Source organism: Roseateles cavernae (genome assembly GCF_040187885.1).
GTDB classification, from domain to species: domain Bacteria; phylum Pseudomonadota; class Gammaproteobacteria; order Burkholderiales; family Burkholderiaceae_C; genus Roseateles_E; species Roseateles_E cavernae.
This window is the reverse complement of sequence record NZ_JBDPLH010000008.1, coordinates 91,415-116,619: the sequence shown is the minus strand read 5'-3', so window position 1 is coordinate 116,619 and position 25,205 is coordinate 91,415. Positions and strand designations below refer to the sequence as shown.

Annotated in this window: 18 protein-coding genes; 11 read left to right on the top strand and 7 right to left on the bottom strand. The window is 67.5% G+C overall.

Annotated elements, in window-relative coordinates; all coding sequences use genetic code 11:
* The first annotated feature begins 53 nt into the window (after window positions 1–53).
* Together ABGI63_RS19370 and ABGI63_RS19365 are read left to right on the top strand one after the other, a co-directional pair.
* The gene (locus ABGI63_RS19370) at window positions 54–3,461 is read left to right on the top strand and encodes an ATP-binding protein (protein ID WP_349744054.1); all 3,408 of its coding nucleotides are present in this window, start codon (window positions 54–56) and stop codon (window positions 3,459–3,461) included.
* A gap of 49 nt (window positions 3,462–3,510) precedes the next feature.
* Window positions 3,511–5,736 carry a SulP family inorganic anion transporter gene (locus tag ABGI63_RS19365; protein ID WP_349744052.1) on the top strand — a complete coding sequence of 742 codons (2,226 nt, stop codon included), beginning with the start codon at window positions 3,511–3,513 and terminating at the stop codon, window positions 5,734–5,736.
* 237 nt (window positions 5,737–5,973) lie between these two features.
* Here the strand turns inward: ABGI63_RS19365 and ABGI63_RS19360 are convergent, their stop codons facing one another.
* Window positions 5,974–6,102 carry a hypothetical protein gene (locus ABGI63_RS19360; protein WP_349744051.1) on the bottom strand — a complete coding sequence of 43 codons (129 nt, stop codon included), beginning with the start codon at window positions 6,100–6,102 and terminating at the stop codon, window positions 5,974–5,976.
* Between the two features lie 624 nt (window positions 6,103–6,726).
* Between ABGI63_RS19360 and ABGI63_RS19355 the strand changes: the two genes are divergently transcribed.
* A complete protein-coding gene (locus ABGI63_RS19355) occupies window positions 6,727–7,176 on the top strand; it encodes a hypothetical protein (RefSeq protein ID WP_349744050.1) in 450 nt (149 codons plus the stop codon).
* A gap of 324 nt (window positions 7,177–7,500) precedes the next feature.
* On the top strand, window positions 7,501–7,932 hold the full coding sequence (locus ABGI63_RS19350) for a hypothetical protein (protein ID WP_349744049.1): 432 nt from the start codon (window positions 7,501–7,503) through the stop codon (window positions 7,930–7,932).
* A gap of 191 nt (window positions 7,933–8,123) precedes the next feature.
* Here the strand turns inward: ABGI63_RS19350 and ABGI63_RS19345 are convergent, their stop codons facing one another.
* On the bottom strand, window positions 8,124–8,357 hold the full coding sequence (locus tag ABGI63_RS19345; protein ID WP_349744047.1) for a hypothetical protein: 234 nt from the start codon (window positions 8,355–8,357) through the stop codon (window positions 8,124–8,126).
* Window positions 8,358–8,576: 219 nt separating this feature from the next.
* Here ABGI63_RS19345 and ABGI63_RS19340 point away from each other — a divergent pair, with 219 nt between their 5' ends.
* Window positions 8,577–8,999 carry a hypothetical protein gene (locus ABGI63_RS19340; protein ID WP_349744046.1) on the top strand — a complete coding sequence of 141 codons (423 nt, stop codon included), beginning with the start codon at window positions 8,577–8,579 and terminating at the stop codon, window positions 8,997–8,999.
* 147 nt (window positions 9,000–9,146) lie between these two features.
* On the opposite strand, the gene malQ is transcribed toward ABGI63_RS19340, so the two are convergent.
* The 4 genes from malQ to ABGI63_RS19320 are packed head-to-tail and all read right to left on the bottom strand — an operon-like array spanning window position 9,147 to window position 17,111.
* Window positions 9,147–10,670 carry a 4-alpha-glucanotransferase gene (malQ, locus tag ABGI63_RS19335; protein WP_349744044.1) on the bottom strand — a complete coding sequence of 508 codons (1,524 nt, stop codon included), beginning with the start codon at window positions 10,668–10,670 and terminating at the stop codon, window positions 9,147–9,149.
* A gap of 18 nt (window positions 10,671–10,688) precedes the next feature.
* Window positions 10,689–12,794, bottom strand: coding sequence for a glycogen debranching protein GlgX (glgX, locus tag ABGI63_RS19330; protein WP_349744043.1), 2,106 nt, complete (start codon window positions 12,792–12,794; stop codon window positions 10,689–10,691).
* Window position 12,795: 1 nt separating this feature from the next.
* Window positions 12,796–14,679 carry a 1,4-alpha-glucan branching protein GlgB gene (gene glgB / locus ABGI63_RS19325; protein ID WP_349744041.1) on the bottom strand — a complete coding sequence of 628 codons (1,884 nt, stop codon included), beginning with the start codon at window positions 14,677–14,679 and terminating at the stop codon, window positions 12,796–12,798.
* Window positions 14,679–17,111 (bottom strand): glycogen/starch/alpha-glucan phosphorylase, encoded by a 2,433-nt coding sequence (locus tag ABGI63_RS19320; protein WP_349744039.1) that lies wholly within the window; start codon window positions 17,109–17,111, stop codon window positions 14,679–14,681. The genes glgB and ABGI63_RS19320 overlap by 1 nt, the downstream gene beginning before the upstream one ends.
* 341 nt (window positions 17,112–17,452) lie before the next feature.
* Here ABGI63_RS19320 and ABGI63_RS19315 point away from each other — a divergent pair, with 341 nt between their 5' ends.
* The 6 genes from ABGI63_RS19315 to ABGI63_RS19290 are packed head-to-tail and all read left to right on the top strand — an operon-like array spanning window position 17,453 to window position 24,452.
* Complete coding sequence (locus tag ABGI63_RS19315; RefSeq protein WP_349744038.1) at window positions 17,453–18,571, top strand: ABC transporter ATP-binding protein; 1,119 nt, start codon at window positions 17,453–17,455, stop codon at window positions 18,569–18,571.
* Entirely contained in the window at window positions 18,568–19,743 is a 1,176-nt protein-coding gene (gene malE, locus ABGI63_RS19310; RefSeq protein WP_349744037.1) for a maltose/maltodextrin ABC transporter substrate-binding protein MalE, read from the top strand. Before ABGI63_RS19315 ends, malE begins: the two co-directional genes overlap by 4 nt.
* Window positions 19,744–19,746: 3 nt before the next feature.
* Window positions 19,747–21,321, top strand: coding sequence for a maltose ABC transporter permease MalF (gene malF, locus ABGI63_RS19305; protein WP_349744035.1), 1,575 nt, complete (start codon window positions 19,747–19,749; stop codon window positions 21,319–21,321).
* Between the two features lies 1 nt (window position 21,322).
* On the top strand, window positions 21,323–22,213 hold the full coding sequence (gene malG, locus ABGI63_RS19300; RefSeq protein ID WP_349744033.1) for a maltose ABC transporter permease MalG: 891 nt from the start codon (window positions 21,323–21,325) through the stop codon (window positions 22,211–22,213).
* Window positions 22,214–22,218: 5 nt separating this feature from the next.
* A complete protein-coding gene (locus ABGI63_RS19295) occupies window positions 22,219–23,109 on the top strand; it encodes an aldo/keto reductase (RefSeq protein ID WP_349744031.1) in 891 nt (296 codons plus the stop codon).
* A 56-nt stretch (window positions 23,110–23,165) separates the two neighbouring features.
* A complete protein-coding gene (locus ABGI63_RS19290; protein ID WP_349744029.1) occupies window positions 23,166–24,452 on the top strand; it encodes a sterol desaturase family protein in 1,287 nt (428 codons plus the stop codon).
* On the opposite strand, the gene ABGI63_RS19285 is transcribed toward ABGI63_RS19290, so the two are convergent.
* Window positions 24,420–25,181, bottom strand: a complete 762-nt coding sequence (locus ABGI63_RS19285) for a sugar nucleotide-binding protein (RefSeq protein WP_349744027.1) — start codon at window positions 25,179–25,181, stop codon at window positions 24,420–24,422. The two genes, ABGI63_RS19290 and ABGI63_RS19285, sit on opposite strands and share 33 nt — an antisense overlap.
* Between the last annotated feature and the right edge of the window lie 24 nt (window positions 25,182–25,205).

Sequence of the window (25,205 nt, the reverse complement as noted above, 5' to 3'; positions counted from 1 at the left end):
CCGCGAGCGCAAGGCCTCGCGCACTCGACCCCGCGTTGCTATGCTCAGCACCCATGTCGCCCGAGCACGAACAGCTTCGATCCGCGATCCAGGCGCTGGAGGCTCAGCGCGGCTTGCTGGGCGACGCGGTGGTGGACATGGCGGTGGCGCCGCTCAAGGCCCAGTTGGCCGCATTGCTTGAGCCAGCGCCGCCTGCCGAGGCAGCCCAGACCCTCAGGCAGGTCAGCATCCTGTTCCTGGACGTGGTCGGCTCGACCACGCTCTCCCATCGCCTCGACCCCGAAGCCATCAGCGCCGTGATGGACGATGCCCTGGCGCGTGGCACGGCCGTCGTCCAGGCGCACCACGGCAAGGTGCTGCAGTACGCCGGCGACAGCATCCTGGCCGCCTTCGGTGCCGAGGAGTCCCACGAGGATGACACCGAACGCGCCGTGCACTGCGGCCTGGCCTTGCTCGAACTCGGCAAGCAGCTCGGCGCCGAAGTCGAGTCCACCCACGGCCACGCCGGCTTCAACGTCCGCGTGGGCCTGCACACCGGCGCGGTGCTGCTCGGCGGTGGGGTCGACGGCGACGCCAGCATCCGCGGCATCGCCGTCAACATCGCCGCCCGCATGGAGCAGACCGCCCCGGCCGGCGCGCTGCGCATCAGCCACGACAGCTACGCGCAGGTGCGTGGCCTGTTCGATGTCCAGGCGCAGGCGCCGCTGACGGTCAAGGGCGTCGACAGCCCGATCCGGAGCTATCTGGTCAAGAGCGCCAAGCCGCGCAACTTCCGCGTCGGCACGCGCGGCATCGAAGGCGTGGCGACCCGGATGATCGGCCGCGACACCGAACTGCAGGCCCTGCAGGCCGCCTTCAAGCGCCTGTTTGCCGACCGCCGGCTGGCTGCGGTGACGGTGGTGGCCGAGGCGGGCGTGGGGAAGAGCCGGCTGCAGCACGAGTTCGAGGCCTGGAGCGAGGAGCAGCCCGAGCGCTTTTATCTGTTCCGCGGCCGCGCAACGCCACAGACCGGGCTGCAGGCCTATGGCTTGCTGCGCGACCTGCTGGCCTGGCGCTTCCAGATCCGCGATGACGACAGCGTGGACCTCGCGCGCCGGAAGATGGAAGACGGCGTGGTGCCGCTCTTTCTGCATGACGACGGCGCTGATCTGGCCGAAGCCCACGCCCACCTGCTGGGCCACCTGATCGGCATCGAGTGGCAGGACAGCCGCCACATCCAGGGCATCGCCGAGGATCCCAAACAGATCCGCAACCGCGCCTTTCATGCCGCCGCGCAAGTGTTCCGGCGGCTGAGCGCCAGCGACGGCAGCCCTGTCGTGCTGCAGTTGACCGATCTGCATTGGGCCGACGACGAGACGCTCGACTTTCTGGAGCACCTGGCCGATGTGAACCGCGACGTGCCGCTGCTGCTGCTGGCCTTCACGCGGCCGACGCTGTTCGAGCGGCGCACCGGCGGGCGCCGCAGCGATGGCCCTCACCAGCGCATCGACCTGCGTCCGCTCGACCTGCCGACGAGCCGGCTGCTGGCCGAAGAACTGCTGAAGAAACTGCCCGGCATCCCGATGGGGCTGTCGGAGTTGCTCGTCGGGCGCGCCGAAGGCAATCCCTTCTACATGGAGGAGTTGCTGCGGATGCTGATCGACCAGAGCGCCATCCGCACCGGCGAGACCTGGGCCATCGACGCCGAGCGCCTGCTGTCCACCCAGGTGCCATCGACGCTGACGGGTGTGCTGCAGGCGCGCCTGGACGGTCTGCCAGGGCCCGAGAAACATGCGCTGCAGCAGGCAAGTGTGGTGGGCGCGGTATTCTGGGACCAGGCCCTGGCCGCCGTGGAGGCGGAGGCCGCGCAGCAACTGCCTGCGCTGGCGCGGCGCGCGCTGACCCTGCCGCGCACCGAGGCCGCGCTGGAAGGCCTGCGCGCTGACCTGCGTGAATATGCCTTTCGCCACCAGCTGCTGCACCAGGTGACCTACGACACCGTGCTCAAGCGCGCCAGGCGCGAAGGCCACGCCAAGGTGGCGCAGTGGCTGGCGCTGCTGACCGAACGGGGCGGCCTGCGTGCCGGCGACCTGCAGGGCCTGGCGGCCGAGCACTTCGAGCAGGCGGGCGACGCGGCCCGGGCCGCCGAGTTCCACGCCCGCGCCGCCGAGCAGGCGGGGCAGCGATTTGCCCACGAGCGGGTGCTGGCGCACGTGGGCCGGGCGCTGGCATTGCTGGGCCAGGTGCCGCCCGCGACGACGGACGGTGCCGAACTGCGTTGGCGGCTGCTGAGCGTGCGCGAGAAGACGCTGGGCCTGCAGGCCCGCCGGGCCGAGCAGGCCACCGACCTGGACGCGCTGGCCCAGCTGGCCGAGACGCTCGACGACAACCGCCGGCGCGCTCATGCGGCCAGGCGCCGCAGCCTGCGCGCGATGCGCATGGCCGACTGGACAACCGGCGAGACTGCGGCACGCCAGGCCATGGCCTGCGCGGCGGCGGCCGGCGACGACGGCCCGCGACTGCATGCGCTGCGGCTGCTGGCCTGGGCGCGGGTGAAGCAGCTCGACTTCGAGGGCGGCCGCTCGCTCGCGCTGCAGGGCCTGGCCGAGACGCGCAGCCTGGGGCTGCGCGATGTCGAGGCACCCATACTCAACGTACTGGCCATCGCCGCCGCCACGCAGGGCGACATGCTGGGCTACCTCGCCGCAACACGGCAGAGCCTGCAGATCTACCGCGAGACCGGCGACCGCGTCAACGAAACCATCGGCCTGTCCAACCTGGGCGTGGGCTGGCTGAACCTGGGCGACCTGGCGCAGGCCCAGCGCGACCTGAGTGCGGCGCTGCAACTGCTGCGCGCCGACGGCAACCGCGTGGTCGAAGGCACGACGCTGTGCATGCTGGGCGTGGTGGCGCTGTGGCAGGGCGACGCGGCGGGGGCGCTGGTGCTGGCCGGCGCGGCGCGGGACATCGCGGTGGCGGCGCAGGCGCGCGACGAGGAAATACTGGCCACGCTGCAACTGGCCGCGGCCGAACTGGCGCTGGGCCACGGCAGCGCTGCGCGGGCCTACTACGCCCAGGCGCGCCAGCGGGCGCTGGAGATCGACCACCCGCTGCAACAGGAAGCCAGTGCCGGCCTGGCGCGGGTGGCGCTAGCCGAAGGCGACACCGCCGGCGCGCTGGCCGCGCTTCAGCCGGTGCTCGACCATGTGGCCGCCGGCGGCTCGCTGGACCACATCGACGAGCGCCAGGTCGAACTGAGCTGCCACCAGGCCCTGGCCCGCGCCGGCGACCCGCGCGCGGACCACTGGCTGGTCCGCGCCCACGGTGCACTGATGGCCCAGGCCGACGCGATCAGCCGCAACAGCACCGACGCCGCGCTGCGCCAGGGATTCCTGCAGAACATCCCGCACCACCGCGAGATCGTCGCGGCGTGGGCACAGCGTGATGTGGGGAGTGAAGCGCCTGCGGGGCCGGCGGGCTGAGCGTCGGCATCCAGTTGATCGGGCCGTGCACGGCCGGGAAGGGAAAAGCATGGCGGAACAGAAGATGGCGACCCAGTGGGCCGCGGCGCTTGGCGAGCACGTTCGTGCGCTGCTGCGTGACCTGCTGGCCGGTCTGGTCGGCTCGGTGGCGCTGGTTGCGAACGTGGTCTCGTTCGCGGCCCTGATGTTCCCCGGCGCACTGTCTCCAGGCGCGCCGGTGGCCGTCTGGGCGATGCTCGTGGGCGGCGGCATCACCGGCATCTGGCTTGCGTGGCGCACTTCGCTGCCGCCAACGGCTGCCGTCATCGACTCCGCCACCGGCGCGGTGCTGGTGCTCTTGTCGGCCAGTGCCGGTGCGGCCGTGCTGGCGGCCGGCGGCAGCCCGCAGACGGCTGTGAACGCGGTACTGCTGCTGTTCACGGCGACCACCCTGCTGACCGGCGCCCTGCTGCTCGCGCTTGGGCTGCTGCGCTGGGGGCACTACATGCGCTTCGTGCCCTCGTTTGTCGTCGCGGGCTTTCTTGCGGCCACCGGCTGTCTGCTGCTCGCGGGCGGGGTGCGCATGAGCAGCGGCCATGCGATGAGCGAGCTGTTCGCGCCCTGGAGCGGCGGGCAGCTCGCCCGACTGGTCTGCGCTGCGGCAATGTTGGGCCTGATGCTGGCGCTGCGGCGCTGGGTCCGTTCGGGGCTGGCGATGCCGATGGCCTTGCTCGCTGTGACGGCCGCCGGCCACCTGCTCTTGCATCGGAACGGGCTCGCGAACTCCGGGTCCGGCTGGTACCTGCCCTCGCCGGGTGCACTGGTGTCCTGGTCGCCGCTCGACGCCGCGCGCTCGGTCGCCGTGCCTTGGGCCCTGCTCGCGGGCTTCGTGCCGGAACTCGCGGCCGCGGCCGTCGTGGCACTCGTCTCCATCGTCACCAAGACCGCGACGCTCGAGTCGATGCGCAAGACCACCGGCGATCTCGACTGCGAGCTGCGCGAGCATGGCGTCGCGACCCTGGCCGCCGCACCCCTGGGCGGTATCGCGGCCTGTGTGCAGCTCGGATCGAGCCGCCTGCTCGAACAGGCGGGCGGTGCGGCAAGGCGCAGCGGTGTCTTCTGCGGAGCGATCCTGTTGCTGGTGGGGCTGACGCACGCGGACGTCCCGGCACTGGTCCCGCTGCCCGTCGTGGCCGGCCTGATGCTCTACCTCGGCTGGAACCTGCTAGTCGAGGCCCTTGCGCGGCTGCTGGCCCAGCGTGCCTGGCTCGACCTGCTGCTGTCGGTGTCCATCGCCGCGGCCTGCGTGCGCTACGGCTACCTCGCCGGCGTGATCGGCGGCGTGGTGGGGGCCTGCCTGCTGTTTGCGGCGAGTTGTGCGCGTACCGGCGTCGTGCGCCAGCACCTGTCGCGCGCCCAGTTCACCGGCAATGTCAGCCGCACGGCGGCGGACGAGCGCTACCTCGCGGACCATGGCGAGCGCATTCAGATCTACTGGCTGGCCGGTCATGTGTTCTTCGGTTCCGGCGAGGGGCTCTTCGAGCGCGTGCGCCGCGACCTCGACGCACGTGCCTCGCTGCCGGTCAGCCACGTGCTGCTCGACTTCGGTCTGGTGACCGGCATGGATGCGTCGGCCGTGGTGAGCCTGAGCAAGCTGCGCAACCACTGCGACAAGCGAGGCACGGTGCTGCTGCTCGCAGCGACGGCGCCGGCCGTCGCGCGTGCACTCGGGCGCCACGGCAGCGTCGCCGCCCCCCAGGGCGGGCCGCCGCCGTTCGCCGATCTCAACGCCGCGCTCGCCTGGTGCGAGGAGCGCGTGCTGGAGCGCGCGGGCCGTGCGCCCGACGCCGGCGAGGACGGATTCGAGGCGTGGCTGCAATCGCAGCTCGGAACCAGCGTGTCTGCGGAAGATTTCATCGCCTACCTGGAACGACACGAGGTCGCCAGCTCCCAGGTCTTGTACGCCCAAGGCGACGACTCGGACGAGATCGACCTCGTGGCAGCCGGCCGGCTCGTGGTCGACGTGACCGATGCCAACACCGGCCGCACCGTGCGCACCCGGGTCGTGACCACCTGCTCGGTGGTCGGCGAGATGGGCTTCTTCCGCGGCGTGCCGCGGTCGGCCACCGTGTCGACCGAGGGACCGGCGAGCCGCTACACGCTCACGCGCGCAGCCTACGAACGCATGCGGCGAGAGCGGCCTGCCGTAGCGATCGCGTTCGACACCTTCCTGCTGCGCACGCTGTCCGACCGGATCAATGTGGCCGATCGCATGGTCGCGGCGCTGGCGCGCTGAGTGGGCGCGCTTTTTTTTGCGGCGCCAGTCAGTCGTTGAGCACCTGCCTCGTCGGGTCGATCACCGCCAGATGACGAACCCACAAGCCCCCCTTGCAGGGCGCACCAGGTCTGAGGCCTGGCCCTTCGCCAGGCACTGAAAATCCTCAAGACTTCCTGTGTACGGACTCAGCCTCGTAGACGATGTGCAAGACCTGGCCCCGGCTGAGCAGCTTGCGAAGCGCCTTGTCCAGCGACGTCAGGTCCCCTTGATGCAGCCGATGCGGAGGAGTTCACCGTCACGCGGTGCCTGCGCGACGGCGATGTCGATACTGTCCTTGTGGACGTCCAGACCGACAAACAAGATGCTGTTAGATTTGCTCTCCATGGCCCGACTCCTCGCCAACTTGCAACGCCCCGGTAGCCCGTCCGCCGGGTGCCTTGGTGTAGCTCTGCAGGCCCAGTGCCTGCAACCTACGGCATCGCAGGGGTCGGGCCGCCCGGCGTCACGAAGCCATCTTGTTTAAGCCGCACAGCCCCCATGCGCACACTACTCCTGCACTTCGGAGCCATCGTGGCTGTGGCACTGCTCTCGTCAATACCTTCGGCGCTACTGGCGCCAATTCACTTTCCGACGCTCTACCAGAGCCTCTCAGACGCAGTGATCGTATTCCCGATGGTGGTGTTGGTCTCGGCTCTGGTAAGTGCCGTTGGCCTAGTGGTACTCGGAATACCGATACGAGCGCTTCTTCATCGGACTGCAAGGCTCAACTACTGGTCGCTTTCCCTTGCAGGAGCTGCAGTCGGTGGGTTCGCGTTTGCCATTCTCTCCGCAAGTCGGTCCGCGGGTGAGTTCACTACCGCGCTTGTGTTCGGCGCTGGCGTCTCCTTTTGCGTCGCACTCATGTACGCCCATGCCACTGGAGTGCCGAGGTGGCCAACTTCAAAGAACGACAGACGTGAATGATGAAAATGCGGCTTAACCACTCGCTCGATCCGACCCCAGTCAAACATGAACCCGGTTGAATCTCCTGCCGCATTTACGTCATTTGCCGCCGCCCGGGGTGTAAGCATTCCGCTCTGCACTCCTCGTCAAGGCATGGGGTTGATGTTCGATTTTTTCCAATCGGCAAAGCCGATTGGCTGCGGTGGTGCAGACGGCGACATGCTTCTTTTCCAGTGGGGAACATATGACTGGGGGACAGGTCGTCATTTCAGTCTGAACATCACTCGGCAGTTCATCGAGGACGGTATTCAAGATGACGACGCAACCAGCCAGCTGAGCCTGAACTTCCGCTTCGAGCCCACTGCAGAACTAGAAGCGCTTGGCGAAGGAAATCGGTGGTGCGACGGTCCGACGGAGCTCAGCATCCTGAAGGAATTTGCGCTGTCATCAGCGTCGTTCTTGACCGTTGCAGATCGGATCGGTGCCACCGTTGAACTTGCTCACTCGTATGTGTAGACAGCAGCGGCTCAACCTGTCACTGCAGCGGACGGCTTCGCCGCCCGCTGAGCTTTCATGTTAAAGCGCAAACATGGCGACCGACGACACTGACGACGGACCAGGTTGGTGGGTTCCCCATCTGGTCGCGGCCTTTCTCGGCTTTGTGGTCGGTGGATGGCTGTTTGGTCGAGTGGTCCGGCACGGAGACTTGCTGGACTATTGGCTGTTCGCTGCTGTCATATGCGGAGTTGTTTGCGCTGCGGCATCGGTATGGTGCGGGAGTGGTTTTTTGGTCCTTTGTTCGCCGTCTCTTCGGGCACGAATGATGGGGGTCACCGCGCAATGACTGCTGCATCCAAACAGGAAACTCTTGCCTCGCTTGAGACGAAGGTCCACGCCTACTGCGAAGTTTCGCCGGAGGGAAAAACGATGCATGGCCTATCTGAGTACGCTACGCAGCTCCGCCAAGATGCCGATCTAAAGACTCTTCGAGCTGTCGCGCGGGAAGTCGATACATGGCTTCGCGAGACTCACACGGCCGAGCAGCAACTAGCCATTTCAGCGCATCTGCTCGCCCGAGGTGTTCTTGAGACCCATCTGCCTCCGTCTGTGGATCGATTGGTTCAGAACCTCATTCGGCGCGGCAGCATCTCGAGCCAAGCCGAGGCTGTGCTTGTCAAAGAAATCCTCGTCAATTCTTCTCTTGTAGCCAAGTATGCTGGCGAAGTTCAAGCGCTGCAGGCAATGCTGGATCCATGGGATATCAAGGCATGAAGTTCCACTTCGCCACGCAGCGGCCTAACCCCTCCGCTAAAAGCGGGCTCCGCCCACTTGCGTCTGCCCCTTACGTCGAACTGTAGACATCACCAATGCCAGCGCCGCACGGATTTCTCCAAGATCTTTTACCACTTCAGCGCGAGCTTGAAACAAGGGGCTTTCGTTTCGAGCTGGGCTTCTCGCCGAAGTCACCTCTGGATGTTGTGGCGCACTTTGAAAAGCCACAGCTCTTTGTTTGGATCGTCCAGGAAGGCGAGCAGTTTGTGGCTTACGCCGACCGGAAGCGCGAGCCGACCGTGACCATCGGGAGGTTTCAGAACATCATTGACGCGCAGGCCCCGGTAGTTGGCTGGGTAGCGAGTAGCGGTGATGTCTAACACTCCAGCCGAGCGGACCGCCGGCGGCGTCCGCTCAGCGCTCATCGTCATCGCTCTTGTGCTCGTCGGTTTCGGCGCGTATTGGCTATTCCGAGACCGCAGTCCTGCCGAGATAGCGGCAGCCCAAAAGCGACTCAAGGATTTTCGGGAGCGCGGGCGTGAGCCGCGCGTCGCTTCACGAGTCCGTAGGCTCAGGCTGGTGCGCCTCCTCTGCCGCCAGACTGATGCCCAACCTTTTCCCGCTCAGCGCGAACGTTGTGCCTCATGAATGAGTCCGAGTTCATCGAGCGGATCGATTGCCGTTTTCCATACCGTCGTCAAACGGAGTGGCACCGCTTGTCAGCACGCGCAGCGCGGATCTCGGCGAACGCCGCGTTCATGATTGTCCATGAAGCCTGTCGCCCACCTCGATCCGTCGAACTGGAGGCCGATCAAGCCCGCGCAATCGTTCGCCATCTGCGTCGCAGGTTTCGCCATCCACTCTTGCGTGTTCTGGCACCTGCCATTCAAGCTCATATTTCCGGGCGTGAACTGCGGCCGTCAAAAGCGGCCAGCCTCATGCGCAAAGTCGCGACACACGCAGACCAATACAACGCCTTGGCTCTCTGCTACTTTTGTGCGGATGACCGCGCGGGGGTGCTAGATCAAATCTATAACGAGGTGGTTTCAAAGTGGCGCAGGGTCTAGTTGCTCGTCCGCTGAGGCACAACCTGAATCGCCCCGGCTTCTACGGAGGCCCGTTGGTTGAAGTTCGGCGGCGATTTCAGCAATGGGAAGGTCCGCAGAGGAACGCTTACCGTCTATCGCCCTGGCCACGCCCCACCTAGTCCCTCCTCAGCAAGGCAACCGCAAAAGCTCAAAGTTCCCCCGCCCGCTGGCCGCCGTGATCAGCCCCAGCACCCGGGCCGGCTCGTTGCCGCAGTCGATGCCCAGCATGGCCCAGCTGAAGCGCCAGCCCCAGTTGCCGCCCAGCACGCCGGGCACATTCATGCGGTGTTCGCTGCCCAGGCCTAGCACGTCCTGCAGCGGGAATACCGCGATGTTCGCGACCGAGTTGCTGCAGGCGCGGATCATGGCCCAGTGCACATCGTGGTCGCCACAGGGCAGGTAGGAGCCGGCGAAGGCGCGCTCGCGCGGGCCGGCCTGGCCCCACCAGCCGCGCACCGTGTCGTTGTCGTGCGTGCCGGTGTAGGCGACGCTGTCGCGCGGCCACATATGGGGCAGGAACTCGTGGCTGCCGTCGCCGCCGAAGCCGAACTGCAGGATCTTCATGCCGGGGAAGCCGCAGCTCTCGCGCAGTTCGTGCACATCGTCGGTGATGAAGCCCAGGTCCTCGGCGACGATGGGCAGCTTGCCCAGCGATTTCTCGATGGCCTCGAACAAGGCTCGGCCGGGCCCCGTGACCCAGCGGCCCTGCTGCGCATTGGGGCTGGCAGCCGGGATCTCGTAATAGCCGGCGAAGCCGCGAAAATGATCGATGCGGAACACATCGGCCTGGCTCAGCGCGCGCTTGACACGCGCGGTCCACCAGGCGTAGTCCTCGGCCGCCATGCGCTCCCAGCGATACAGCGGATTGCCCCAGCGCTGACCCTCGGCCGACATCGCATCGGGCGGCACGCCGGCCACCACCGTGGTCTGGAACTGCTCGTCCAGATGGTAGAGATCGGGGCGCGACCAGCAGTCGGCGCTGTCGTGCGCGACGAAGATGGGCAGATCGCCCATCAGGTGCACACCGTGCGTATTCGCATAGGCTTTCAGCGCGGCGCTCTGCGTATCGAAGCACCATTGCACGAACTGCCAGAAGGCGAACTCCTCGGCATGGGTCTGGCGCGCCGCCGCCAGCGCGGCCGGCTCGCGCCGGGCCAGCGGTGCCGGCCAGGCCCACCAGGGCTGGCCATTCAGCGGCGAGCGTATCGCCATGAAGAGCGCATAGTCGTCCAGCCAGCTGCGCTCGGCCTCACACCATTGCGCGAAGTCGCGACGGTCGGCGGCGCTGGCGCGGGCGACGAAGCCGGCCGCTGCGGCGCGCAGCTGCTGCTCGCGCCAGGGCAGGACCCGACCGTACTGCAGCTGCAAGGGATCGAAGTCCGGCACATCAGGCTGCGCCAGCCAGCCCTTCTCGATCAGCGGCTCCAGCGCCACCAGCCAGGGGTTGCCGGCAAAGGCCGAGACACCTTGGTAGGGGCTGTCGCCCGGGCCTATCGGCGTGGTCGGCAGCAGCTGCCACAGGCGCTGGCCGGCGCTGGCCAGCCAGTCGACAAAGCGGTAGGCGGCCGGGCCGAAATCGCCGGCGCCGTGCGGGCCGGGCAAGGAGGTCGGGTGCAGCAGCACGCCGGCGATGCGTTGGTTCAGGTCCATTTCTTTTCTCTCACTCTCTCAGACGGCGCGCAGCAGAAGCAGGCTGTGCGCGGGTACGTTCAGGGGCAGGCTCACCGACTGCGAGTTGGGGCTCAGCTCGCCGCTGCTGTCCAGCAGCAGCTGCCAGAGCCCCTGGGCCAGCGTGAAGGGCAGCGGCTGCGGCTCGGGATTGAACACCAGGGCCAGGGCTTGCGCGCGGCCGTCAGGGCAGCGCAGCTGGCAGGCGAAGGCCGCGCTGCCGCCCTCATGCCAGTCATGGACCTGCATCTCGGCGCCACCCGGCGTGTACCAGCTCACGCTCGCGTCTCCCCGGCCACCGGGCGGCGGCACGAACCAGCGGCCATGGTGCAGCAGCGCGTGTTCGCGACGCAGGCGCAAGACCAGGCCCACAAAGGCGGCCAGGTCCGCATCGGCGGCCGCCCAGTCCAGCCAGCCGGTGGCGTTGTCCTGGCAGTAGGCGTTGTTATTGCCGCCCTGGCTGTTGGCGATCTCGTCGCCGGCATTCAGCATCGGCGTGCCCTGGGCCAGCAGCAGGCTGGCCAGCATCGCGCGGCGCACGCGCTCGCGGGTGGCATGTATCGCCGCATCCTCGCACGCCCCCTCGACACCGAAATTGGCGCTGAGTTCGCCGTCGCGGCCGTCGCGGTTGTCTTCGCCATTGGCCTGGTTGTGCTTGGCCGCGTAGCTGACCACGTCATGGAGCGTGTAGCCGTCATGCACCGCGACGAAATTCACCGAGGCGGTGGGCCGGCGCTGGCCATGGTGGAAGAACAGGTCGCTGGAGCCGGTGAAGCGGCGCGCGAACTCGCCGCGGCCCACCCTGCCCCCTTGCAACTCGCTCTGCAGCCAATAGCCGCGCACCGCATCGCGGAACTTGTCATTCCATTCGAGGAAGCGGCCCGGGAAGCGGCCGAGCTGGTAACCGTCGGGTGCGGCATCCCAGGGTTCGGCGATCAGGTGCACCGCGCTCAGCACCGGATCCTGGCGCAGCGCGGTGAAGAAGGCGGCCTGTGGCTCGAAGGCCCCGCGCTCGACGCGGCCCAGCACCGGCGCCAGGTCGAAGCGAAAGCCATCGACGCCCATCTCCTCGACCCAGAAGCGCAGCGAGTCCAGCACGAACTGGGTCACGCGCGGATGCTGCGCATTGAGCGTGTTGCCACAGCCGGTCAGGTTCTCGCTGCGGCTTTGGTCATCGGCCACCAGGCGGTAATAGCTCTTGTTGTCCAGGCCACGGAAGGACAGCGTCGGGCCGAACTCATTGCCCTCGGGCGTGTGGTTGTAGACCACGTCCAGCACCACTTCCAGCCCGGCCTCATGCAGGGCCGCGACCATCGCGCGGAACTCGGCCGCCACCGCGCCGGGATCGTCGCGATGCGCCGCCTGGGCCAGGCGCGGGTCGGGGCAGAAGAAGCCCAGGGTGTTGTAGCCCCAGTAGTTGTGCAGGCCCTTGTCGGCCAGATGCGGTTCGTCGATGGCGTACTGCACCGGCAGCAGGCTCAGCGTGGTGACGCCCAGGGCCTTGAAATGGGCGATGGCGGCCGGATGGGCCAGGCCGGCATACGTGCCTCGCAGCCCGGCCGGGATCTCCGGATGCTGCTTGGAGAAGCCTTTGACATGGACCTCGTACAGCACCGCGTCGGCAAGAGCTATCCTCGGCGCGGACTTGCGAGGCGAGTCCGTGACGGGCGCCGGCACGCGCGCCTTCAGCGCATGCAGCGCGTTGTCCCGCGCATCGAAGGCCCGGGCGCCGTCCGGATGACCCAGCGGATAGCCATGGTGCTCGGCGCGCCAGCCGAACTGGCCGACGATTTCTCGCGCATAGGGATCCAGGAGCAGCTTGTGGGCATTGAAGCGGTGGCCGGCCTCGGGCTCGTAAGGGCCATGCGCGCGCAGGCCATAGACAAGACCTGGCCCCAGGCCCGGCAAAAAGCCGTGGAACACGCCGTCGTGCGGGCCGTGCAGGGCATAGCGGCGCAGCTCGCGCTGGCCGCCGGCATCGAAGAGACACAGTTCGATGCCGCGCGCATGCTCGGAGAACACCGCGATATTGATCCCGCCGTCGCGGGCCAGCGCGCCCAGCGGTTGGTGGCGGCCTTCTTGCAGGGCGGAGGGCAGGTCAGTCATTTCAGTCGGGAACCAGAAAGAGTGTGGCCAGTGGCGGCAGGCTCAGGGAGATGGTGCCATCGGCAGCGGCTGCCAGCGCCAGGCCCAGATTACCGACGTTGCTGCCACCATAGATCTCGGCATCGGTATTGAGCAGCTCGCGCCAGGCCTTGGTCGTCGACGCTGTACCGGCCGGCACCGGCAGGCGGTAGCCCGGGCGCGGCACCGGCGTGAAGTTGCTGACGACGATCACCGCCCTGCCCTGCCCATCCCGGCGCGCCCAGGCCAGCACCGACTGCTCGCGATCCTCGGCCTGCAGCCATTGGAAGCCGCTCGCCTCGCAGTCCAGTCTATGCAGAGCCGGCTCGGCGCGGTACAGGGTATTCAGGTCGCGCACCAGGCGCTGCACGCCGGCATGGCGAGCGTCCTGCAGCAGGGCCCAGGGCAGCTCGGCCTCATGGTTCCATTCGCCCGGCTGGGCGAACTCCTGGCCCATGAAGATCAGCTTCTTGCCCGGGTGGCCCCACATAAAGCCGTAGTAGGCACGCAGATTGGCAAAGCGCTGCCAGTCATCCCCCGGCATCTTGCCCAGCATCGATCCCTTGCCATGCACGACCTCGTCATGCGAGAGCGGCAGCACGAAGTTCTCGCTGAAGCCGTAGACCAGGCCAAACGTCATCTTGTCGTGATGCCAGCGGCGATGGATGGGGTCCTCGCGCATATAGGCCAGCGTGTCGTTCATCCAGCCCATATTCCATTTGTAGTGAAAGCCCAGGCCGCCGACATCCGTGGGCGCGCTGACGCCGGGAAAACTGGTCGACTCCTCGGCCACGCTGATGGCGCCGGGCGCCTCGGTGCTCAAGGTTTCGTTGATGCGCTTGAGCAGCGAGATCGCCTCCAGGTTTTCGCGCCCGCCCTGTACGTTCGGCGTCCATTCGCCGCTGGGCCGCGAGTAGTCGCGGTAGAGCATCGAGGCCACTGCGTCGACGCGCAAGCCGTCGACGCCCCAGCACTCGGCCCAGTACAGCGCGCTGCCAGCCAGGAACTGGCGCACGCCGGGTTTGCCGAAGTCGGGGATCAGCGTGTTCCAGTCGCGATGAAAGCCCTCGCGCGGATCGGCGTACTCATAGAGCGGCGTGCCGTCGAACTGCGCCAGGCCATGGGCATCGGCCGGGAAATGCGCCGGCACCCAGTCCAAGAGCAAGCCCAGGCCGTGGGCATGACAGGCCGCGACAAAGCGCGCAAAGCCCTCGGGCGGACCGAAGCGCGCGCTGGGTGCATACAGGCCCAGGGTCTGGTAGCCCCAGGAGCCGTCAAAAGGAAACTCGGTGATGGGCAGCAGCTCGATGTGCGTGAAGCCCAGATCGGCGGCATAGGCCGGCAGCGTCGCGGCCAGCTCATCCCAGCGGGGAAACTGGCCCGCGCCGCGCCGCCAGGAGGCTGGATGCACCTCGTAGATGGAGATTGCCGCATCGCGCCGGTTGGCGGCCAAACGGGTCGAGGTCGGGGCCAGATTTTGCCGGTCAGGCACCGGCCCGGCCACGATGCTGGCGCTCTCGGGCCGCAGCTGGGCGGCGCGCGCATAGGGATCGGCCTTCAGCGGCAGCAGGCGGCCGTCCGCGCCTTCCAGCTCGTATTTGTAGAAGTCGCCGGGCTTGGCGCCCGGCACAAAGCCGACCCAGACACCGGATTCGGCGTGCAGTTCCAGCGGATGCTGGCGCCCGTCCCAGTGGTTGAAATCGCCGACCACGCTGACACGCCGCGCCTGCGGCGCCCAGACGGCAAAGCGCACGCCGGCCTGGCGCCGGTGCTTCAGCGCGTGGGCGCCCAGCACCCGGTAGGGTCGCGGGTGCTCGCCCCGGGCCAGCAGGGCCAGGTCCGCGGCGGCGAGCAGCGGGGTGGACATCAGCTCAGACTCTTGACGGACCAGACCCGCTCCACATAGTCGGCAATCGTGCGGTCCGACGAGAACCAGCCCATGCCGGCGATGTTCAAGAGCGCCCGCTCGGCCCAGGCCTCGGGCTGCTGGAACAGCGCATCGACCCGGGCCTGGGCGGCCACATAGTCGGCGAAGTCGGCCATCAGCAGATAGCCGTCGCGGCCCAGCAGGTTGTCGACCAGGGCGCGGTAGCGGCTCGCATCGCCGCCGAACTCGCCGCGCGCGATCGCATCGACGACGTTCTTCAGCTGCAGGTTCTGCTCGACATACAGGCGTGGGTCATAGCCCAGCGCCTTGATCTGGGCCACGCCTTCGGTGCGCAGGCCGAAGGTGAACATATTCTCTGTTCCAAAAGCCTCGGCCATCTCGATATTGGCGCCGTCCCAGGTGCCTATGGTCAGCGCGCCATTGAGCGCGAATTTCATATTGCCGGTGCCCGAGGCCTCGGTGCCGGCGGTGGAGATCTGCTCGCTGAGATCGGCCGCCGGGATGATGGTCTCGGCCAGGCTGACGCTGTAATTGGGCAGAAAGACCAGCTTGAGCTTGTCGCCGACGCGCGGGTCGCTGTTGACGACACGGCCGACATCATGGGCCAGCTGGATGATGGACTTGGCCGCGACATAGGCGGAGGCGGCCTTGCCGGCGATCACCACGGTGCGCGGCACCCATGCTGCATCCGGGTTCGCGACGATGGCCTGGTAGCGGCTGATCACATGCAGGATATTGAGCAGCTGGCGCTTGTACTCGTGGATGCGCTTGATCTGCACATCGAAGAGGCTGTCCAGATTGACAGTGATGCCCAGCTCGCGGCGGATCAAGGCCGCCAGCCTGTCCTTGTTGGCCCGTTTGACGGCCATCAGCTCGCGACCCAGGCCCGCATCGGCGGCCAGGGGCTTGAGCTGGGCGAGGTCCGCGAGGTCCTGGCGCCAGGCCGTGCCGATGCGGCCGTCGATCAGGCTTGAGAGCGCCGGGTTGGCCTGCTGCAGCCAGCGGCGCGGCGTCACGCCGTTGGTGACGTTGTGGAAGCGGCCCGGGAAGATCTTCGCGTAGTCGGCAAAGATGGTCTGCACCATCAGCTCGGAATGCAGGGCCGCGACGCCGTTGACCTTGTGCGAGGCCACGATGGCCAGCGCGGCCATGCGCACGCGGCGCTCGCCGCCGGCCCCTTCGTCGATCAGCGAGACGCGGCCCGGCAGGGCCTCGTCGCCCGGGAAGCGCGCCCTGACCTCGGCCAGGAAGCGATGGTTGATCTCGTAGATGATCTCGAGATGGCGCGGCAGCAAGGCCTCGAACATGCGCACACCCCAGGTCTCCAGCGCCTCGGGCATCAAGGTGTGGTTGGTGTAGGAGACCGCCTGGCGCGTGATCGCCCAGGCTTCGTCCCAGCTCAGGCCGTGCTCGTCCAGCAGCAGGCGCATCAGCTCGGCCGGGGCCAGCGCCGGATGGGTGTCGTTCAGATGGACGGCATTGAGCTTGCCCAGACCGCCTAGATCACCGAACTCCCGCAGATGGCGTGCGATCAGGTCCTGCAGCGAGGCACTGACCAGGAAGGCCTCCTGCTTCAGACGCAGGATGCGGCCGGCCTCGGTGCTGTCGTCGGGGTAGAGCACCCAGTTCAGCGCGTCGGCGGCCACGCGGTGCTCGGCCGCGCGGGCATGGTCGCCCTGGCAGAAGGCCGCGAAGTCGATCGGATCGGCGGCCGTCGCATGCCATTGGCGCAAGGTCGAGACGCGCTCGCTGTGGTGGGCCGGCACGATGAAGTCATAGCCTTCGGCGACCAGGCGTTCGGCGGGCAGCCAGCGGCGTGCGCCCCCCTCCTCCACGAGGACCCGGCCGCCGAAGCCCACCGGATAGCGCAACTCGGGACGATGGACTTCCCAGGGGTTGCCGGCGCGCATCCAGTCGTCCGGCGCCTCGACCTGGCGGCCACCCTGGATGGCCTGGGCAAACATGCCGTACTGGTAGCGCAGGCCGTAACCAAAGGACGGCAGGCCCAGCTCGGCGAAGGAATCCAGGAAGCAGGCCGCCAAGCGGCCGAGCCCGCCATTGCCCAGTGCGGCATCGGGCTCGCGCTCCAGCACATCGGGCAAGGCCTGACCCTGGGCCAGGAAGGCCTCGCGCACCGTGTCATCCAGGCCCAGCGCGGCCAGCGCATTGGACAGGGCCCGACCCATCAGGAATTCCATCGACAGATAGTGGACCCGGCGCACCGGCGCGCCGGCGCCGCGCCGGGCATCGGCCGCCTGGGTCGCGGCCCAGCGCTGCGCCAGCAGCTCGCGGCAGGCCTCGGCGGCGGCGCGCAGCAGCGTCTCGGGAGCGGCTCGCTGGCCGGCGCCCTCGATGGATTGGTCGAGCTGGCGCTGGAAGGCGGCAGCGGTCAGGAGGGCGTCTGTCGTCATGGGCGAGGCGGCCGGGCGGTGGCCGAGTTGAGCGCTGGCGGTCATAGGGGTGTTCATCAATGCGGGGCCCGGGGGCCGGGGCAAGAATGCCGCATGAGCAAGAAAAGCAAGGCTCAGCGGCGGCGTTGGCCAAAGTATCGTCTAGCCCTCGCTGTTTGTGTAGTTTGACTACATCGGGAAATCCCGAATTCACGCATAAGCCATTGATTTTACTTGAGTCAATGATTCGAACTGCGGGCAACTTCCGTTGTATGACTACATTTTCACCTGTATATTCTCTACAAATCCAACCCTGAGAGACAAGCCGCGCCCGACCCCCGGGCCCGGCGCGGAGGTGTTCTGTGGCTGATGTATTGCTGTCCGGCGTGGCCAAGGCCTACGGCGAGACCAAGATCCTGCACGGCGTTGACCTGGAGATTCGCGATGGCGAGTTCATGGTCTTCGTCGGCCCCTCGGGCTGCGGCAAGTCCACGCTCTTGCGCACCATCGCCGGCCTGGAGGAGATCACCGGCGGCGAGCTGCGCATCGGCGGGGTGCTGGTCAACGATGTGCCGCCGGCCGAGCGCGGCATCGCGATGGTGTTCCAGAGCTATGCGCTGTACCCGCATATGAATCTGTACGACAACATGGCCTTCGGCCTGAAGCTGGCCAAGGTGCCCAAGCAGGAGATCGACGGCGCGGTGCGCAACGCCGCGAAGATCCTGCACATCGAGCATCTGCTGGACCGCAAGCCCAAAGACCTGAGCGGCGGCCAGCGCCAGCGTGTCGCGATCGGCCGCGCCATCGTGCGCAAGCCCGAGGTCTTTCTGTTCGACGAGCCGCTGTCCAATCTCGATGCCGCGCTGCGTGTGCGCATGCGCTACGAGTTCGCCAAGCTGCACGAGGAGCTGAAGACCACCATGGTCTATGTCACGCATGACCAGGTGGAAGCGATGACGCTGGCGGACCGCATCGTCGTGCTCTCGGCCGGCAGGATCGAGCAGGTCGGCACGCCGCTGGAGCTCTACGAGCATCCGGACAATCTGTTTGTGGCCGGCTTCATCGGCTCGCCGAAGATGAATTTCCTGGCCGCGGAACTGGTCCGGGGAAGCGCTTCCGACGCCGAGGTTCGGCTGGCTGACGGCAGCACGCTGCTGGCCCGCGTCGATGCCTCGCGCGCCAGCCCAGGCGACCAGCTGACGCTGGGTGTCCGACCCGAGCACATCCGCATCGGTGGCGACATCAATCTGCTGCACAGCACCGTCGCCTTCGTCGAGTCGCTGGGCGGCACTACCTTTGCCTACTGCCCCTACCCCGGTCTGGAGGAGCCGCTGACCTGCCAGTTCGAGGGTCGCAACGGCTGCGACCGCCTGCGCAGCGGCGATGCGCTGCAACTGCACCTGCCGCCCGAGGCCCTCTATCTGTTCGACACCCAGGGCCGCGCGCTGCGCCGCCAGGCCGCGCCGGAGCTGTCGGCATGAGAACGACAGCGCTGCTGCTGACGGGCCTGCTGCTGGCGGGCACGGCCCAGGCCCAGGATCACAAGCTGCTGGTCTGGATCAATGGCGACAAGGCTTATAACGGGCTGCAGAAGGTGGGCAACGCCTTCGAGAAGCTGTCGGGGGTCAAGGTGGTGGTCGAACACCCGGTCGACGCTACCGACAAATTCCAGCAGGCGGCCGGCGCCGGCAAGGGGCCGGACATCTTCTGCTGGCCGCATGACCGGGTCGGCGAATGGGCCAAGTCCGGCCTGCTGACGCCGCTGCGCCCGGGCAAGAAGCTCTACGACGAGGTCGAGGAGACGGCCTGGAAGGCCTTTGCCTACAAGGGCCGGCTCTGGGGCTATCCGATCGCAATCGAGACCACCGGGCTGATCTACAACAAGGCCCTGGTGCCCACGCCGCCGACCACCTTCGACGAGCTGATCGCGCTGGACAAGCAACTGAAGGCCCAGGGCAAGCACGCCATCCTGTGGGACTACAACAAGAGCTTCTTCAGCTGGCCGCTGCTGGCCGGCGCCGGCGGCCAGATCTTCGGCCGCGATGCACAGGGCGACTATGATGCGGCCCAGGTGGGCGTCAACAACCCCGGCGCGCTGGCCGGCGCGCGGATGATCGAGCGCCTGCTCAAAGAAGGCCATATGCCCAAGGGCGCGCGCTACGCGGAGATGGAGACCGGCTTCGCCCGCGGCGAGGTCGCGATGATGATCTCCGGCGCCTGGGCCTGGGACAACGCGCGCAAGGCCAAGATCGATTTCGGCGTCGCGCCGATCCCCGGGGTGCTGCCGGGCAAGCCCTCCAAGCCGTTTGTCGGCGTGCTCGGCTGCATGATTGCCGCGCCCAGCAAGCTCAAGGACATCGCCCGCGAGTTCGTCGAGAACCATCTGATGCGGCCCGAGGCGCTGAAGCTGCTGGATGCCGATGTGCCGATCGGCGTGCCGGCCAACAAGGCCTTCTATGCCGAGCTGGCAGCCAACCCCTTGATACGCGCCAGCATGGAGAACGCCCGCCTGGGCGAGCCCATCCCCAACATCCCCGAGGTCGGCCGCTTCTGGACCGCGATGGACGCCGCGCTCGAAGCCATCACCAACGGACTGCAGTCCCCGAAGGACGCGCTCGACGGCGCCTCGGGCCGCATGCTGCTGAACAAGTAAGTCATGAACGCGACCGCCACTCTTCCGTCCGGGGCCTATTCCACCCTGCCTCCGAGCGCACTCGAAAAAGCAGCCCGCCTGCTGCGCTGGCCGCTGACCGGCCTGGCCATGCTGGCCGCGCTCTACACGGTCTTCATGATCCATGCTTCGGGCCAGATGGCCTGGGCCGTGGGCGCGCTGACCCTGTTTTGCGCCGGCTTTTACGTCTATGTCAGCAACGCAGGCTTCGCTTATCGCTATCTCTTCCCCGGCATTGCCGGCATGCTGGTCTTCATCGCCTTCCCGCTGGTCTACACGGCCCAGATCGGCTTCACCAACTACTCCTCGGCCCATCTGCTGAGCGAAGAGCGGGTGCGCGAGTACCTGCTGGACCAGCACGAGCCCGTCCAGGCCCAGGTGCAGCATTTCAGCCTGCATGCGGAAGGCCAGCGCTTCCGGTTGGCCTTGCGAAGCGCCGACGAGGCAGCGCCGCAATGGGTCTCGCCGCCGCTGGCCCTGGGCAAGACCGGCAACGAAGTTGCCATGGAGGCCGGTCAAGACCTGACCCTGGGCCCAGCCCTGCCGCTGCGCGAGTTGATCCGGCACCGCGAGGCCTTGATGCAGCTCAGGCTGACACTGCCCGCCGGCACCGGCCTGGACGCGCTGCACTATCTGGGCCTGCGCGAGTTCGGCCCGATCACGCGGCACTGGCGGGCCAACGCGGACCAGAGCCTGACGCGCACCGCCGATGGCCAGGTCTTCCGCGCCAACCGCGACACCGGCTATTTCGAGAGCGCCAGCGGCGAGCGCCTGCAGCCGGGCTTCAAGGTGCTGGTCGGTTGGCAGAACTACAGCCGCATGGTGGTCGACGCCGAGTTCCGCGGCCCCTTCCTGTCCATCTTCAGCTGGACCGTCGTGTTCTCGCTGGTGACCGTGATCTGCGCCACCGCCATCGGCATGCTGCTGGCCACCGTGCTGAACTGGGAAGACCTGAAGTACCGCGGCACCTACCGCACCCTGCTCTTCCTGCCCTACGCGGTGCCGGGCTTTATCTCCATCCTGGTGTTCAAGGGCTTGTTCAACCAGAACTTCGGCGAGATCAATGCCATCCTCGACGCGCTGCTGGGCGTCAAGCCGGCCTGGTTCGCCGACCCGCTGCTGGCCAAGCTGATGCTGGTGATCGTCAATGTCTGGCTGGGCTATCCCTACATCATGATTCTGTGCTCGGGCCTCTTGAAGGCCATCCCGGCCGATCTCTACGAGGCCTCGGCGATTGCCGGCGCCGGCCCGCTGACCAATTTCTTCAAGATCACCGCGCCGCTGATCATCAAGCCGCTGGCGCCGCTGCTGGTCAGCGCCTTCGCCTTCAACTTCAACAACTTCGTGCTGATCGCGCTGCTGACCGACGGCCGGCCCGACTATCTGTCGACCAAGATCCCGGCCGGCCAGACCGACATCCTGGTCAGCTACACCTACCGCATCGCCTTCAAGGACTCCGGCTCGGACTTCGGCCTGGCTGCCGCGATCTCGACGCTGATCTTCATCCTGGTGGCGGCGATGTCATTGATCAATCTGCGACTGATGAAGAAGGCGAGCTGATATGGCCATCGTTCGAGGCAAACAAGCCCGCTGGCGCGTCTTCGCGGCGCACGCGCTGTTGTGGGTCTTTCTGGCCCTGACCCTGTTTCCGCTGCTGGCCGTGGTCTCGATCTCGCTGCGCCCCGGCAACTTCGCCACCGGCAGCCTGATCCCGAGCGAGATCAGCCTGGAGCACTGGCATCTGGCGCTGGGCATCCCCTACCAGGCCCCCGATGGCAGCGTGGTGCAGCCGCCCTTCCCGGTGCTGACCTGGCTGTGGAACTCGGTCAAGGTCGCGACGCTCTCGGCCTTGCTGATCGTCGCGATCTCGACCACGGCCGCCTATGCCTTCGCGCGCATGAGGTTTCGCTTCCAGTCCAGCATCCTGAACTCGATGCTGCTCTTGCAGATGTTCCCGCCGGTGCTGGCCCTGGTCGCGATCTATGCGATCTTCGAGACCATAGGCGGCTACGTTCCCGGTCTGGGCATCGAGACCCATGCCGGCCTGGTGCTGGCCTATCTGGGCGGCGTCGCCACCCATATCTGGACCATCAAGGGCTATTTCGAGACCATCCCGGTCGAGATCGAGGAATGCGCCAAGGTCGACGGCGCCAGCCACTGGCAGGCCTTCCGCCTGGTGCTGCTGCCGATGGCCGTGCCCATCCTGATGGTGGTCTTCGTGCTGGCGTTCATCGGCACCATCATCGAGTACCCGGTGGCCTCGGTGCTCTTGCGCGAGGAAGGCAATCTGACCCTGGCCGTGGGCTCCAAATACTATCTGCACGACCAGCGCTTTCTATGGGGCGACTTTGCCGCCGCGGCCGTACTGTCCGGCCTGCCTATCACCGCGGTCTTCCTGCTGGCCCAGCGCTGGATCGTCTCCGGGCTGACGGCCGGCGGCGTCAAAGGTTGATGCCCATGCCATGGCGTGAATTCGGCCGCAGCGGCCTGCGGGTCTCGGCCCTGGGCTTTGGCGCGATGCATATCAACGACCATCGCGTCAGCGAGGACGAGGCCGGCCGCCTGCTCAACGAGGTGCTCGACCTGGGCATCAATCTGATCGACACCGCGCGCGGCTACGGCCTGTCCGAGGCCCGCATAGGCCGGCATCTGGCGCATCGGCGCGCGGACTTCGTGCTGTCCACCAAGGTCGGCTACGGCGTCGACGGCGTGCCGGACTGGACCTACGACTGCATCGTCGCCGGCGTCGAGCGCGCGCTGGGCCTGATGCGCTGCGAGGCCATCGACATCGTGCATCTGCATTCCTGCCCGCTGACCGTGCTGCAGCAGGGCGAGGTGATACGCGCGCTCGACGATTGCCGGCGCGCCGGCAAGCTCCGTGTGGCGGCCTATTCGGGCGACAACGCCGAGCTGGATTTCGCGCTGGGCTGCGAAGTTTTCGGCGCCGTGCAGACCTCGATCAGCGTCTGCGACCAGGTCAATCTGGAGCAGCGCCTGCCGCTGGCCCACTCGCGCGGCCTGGGTGTGATCGCCAAGCGCCCGGTGGCCGGCGCGGTCTGGCGCCATGCGCAGCGGCCCGATGATTTTGCCGAGGGCCAGTTGTGGGACCGCTGGCAGGCCATGGGGCTGCCGCAGGCGCTGGGTGAGGGCAGCGACTGGATGAACCTGGCGCTGCGCTTTGCCGCCCACGCGCAGGGCGTCGGCAGCGCCATCGTCGGCACCGGCAAGCTGACCCATTTGAAGCAGAACCTGGCAGCCGTCGCCCAAGGCCCGCTGCCGGCCGAACAGCAGGCCTTGTTGCGCGAGCGCTTTGACCGGCATCAACAGGGCTGGGCCGGCTTGATCTGAGGCGGCCGGGTTTGCACCGCCTCCCAGGCCCCGGGTGCCAGGCCTAGACTGCGGCCATGCTCAATCCCATCGTCTACGCCGTCCCGGTCTTCGTGCTGCTGATGGCGGCTGAGTTCCTGTGGAGCCGCCGCCGCGGCGAGGCCGTCTACCGCGCCGCCGACACGGTCGCCAGCCTCGCGGCCGGCATCAGCAGCCAGCTGGCGGGCGTGTTCACCAAGCTGATGACGGTGGGGCTCTACACCCTGGTCTGGCAGCATGGTGCGCTGCTCGAGTGGCCGCTGGACACCGTCTGGACCTGGCTGCTCGCCCTCTTGCTCTACGACTTCCTCTACTACTGGAACCATAGACTCGGTCATGAGGTCGCGATCCTGTGGGCCGCCCATGTGGTGCACCACAGCAGCGAGGAATACAACCTCAGCACCGCCTTGCGCCAGACCAGCACCGGGTTCTTGTTCAGCTGGATCTTCTATCTGCCGATGGCCCTGCTGGGGGTGCCGCCGCTGATGTTTGTCGTCGTCGGCCTGATCGATCTGCTCTACCAGTTCTGGGTCCATACCCGGCTGGTCGGCAAGCTGGGCTGGTTCGACCGGGTCTTCGTCTCGCCGTCCAACCACCGCGTCCACCACGGCCAGAACGACTACTGCCTGGACCGCAACTACGGCGGCATCCTGATCCTGTGGGACCGGCTGTTCGGCACTTTTGTCGAGGAGCGTGAGGGCGAGCCCATCGTCTACGGCGTGCTGGGGCCGCTGCGCAGCTGGAGCGTCTGGCAGGCCAATACCCGCAACTATGCCGAGCTGTGGCGCGATGCCCGGCTGGCCGACAACTGGCGCGACAAGCTGACCATCTGGTTTCGGCGCCCCGCCTGGCGGCCGGCCGCCGCCGAGCGGCTGGCGCCCAAGCCCAGGCCCGATCTGGCGCGCTTTGTCCGCTATGCACCGCCGCTGCCGCCGGGCCTGCCGCTGTACGGCCTGCTGCAGCTGGCGCTGCTCCTGCTGCTGGGCGTGTACTTCCTGGCGGTGGAGCCGCGCTTGAGCCTGCAGCTGGGCCTGGCCGCCGCGGCAGGTCTGGTGCTGAGCCTGGTGCTGCTGGCCCGGCTGCTGGAAGACCCGGCGGCGGCGGCCGGTGGCGAACGGCTGCGCCTGCTCGCGCTGGCCGGCGTCGCCGGCGCCCAGCTCTGGCAGGGTCAGGTCTTGCTGGCGCCGGGCAGCGCGCTGTGGGCGCTGAGCCTGCTGGCCGCGCTGGCCGGCCTGGCTCTGCTGCCCCGGCTGCTGCGCGCGACAGCAACACAAAAGCCTTCGGCTGGCGATTCAGGCAGCAAGGAGCTCGGGCAGCCGCTCTGACAAGCCCGGCATCAGCCGCCGGCCGTCGGCCAGGCGCTGGTCGTGGCGATAGTCCTGATGTACCTCGATGCGCCAATCGGCGCGCCCGAAGTGCGCCCGCAGGGCCGCAGCGACGCGATCAAAACCATGGGCCTCGTCGGCATTGCTGTCCAGATGCACGACGCCCGGCTCGGGCCGCAGCAGCAGGCCCATCAGCGCGGCGGCCGTGTCGTCCATGAAGGAACAGGCCGGCCGCCAGGCGGCGCTGGCCGCGACCCTGCCTTCGCGGCGCTGCCAGTCGTCAAGCGCCATCAGCATATTGTTGCCGGGGCGCTCGGCATCGATCTGCCAGCCGATGCGTGCCACCGTGGCATCGGCGCAGGCGGCGCGCACCGCGTCCTCGCAGGCCATCTTGTAGCGGCCGTAGTCGTCCTGCGCGGTGCGCGCATCCTGCGGCCCATGCGGACCGTCGGGCTCGTGATGGAACACCATCGCGGTGCTGGTGAAGAGCATGGGCAGGCCTCGTGCGGCCGCATGGGCGGCCAGCCGGCCGGCCCAGTCGGCGCTGCCCATCGCCAGATGGGCGATCGCGTCGAGGCGCTGCGCCGCCAGCCAGGCCGAGGCCGCCGCCGCATCCTCGGGATCGACCTGTTCGCGGTCCCAGCCCAGCAGCTCGTGGCCGGCCTCGCGCAGCTGCCGGGCCAGCACCGGCGCCAGCGTGCCCCTCAATCCGGTGATCAGACAGCGCATGTCGAACTCCAGTAAAAAAGCCCC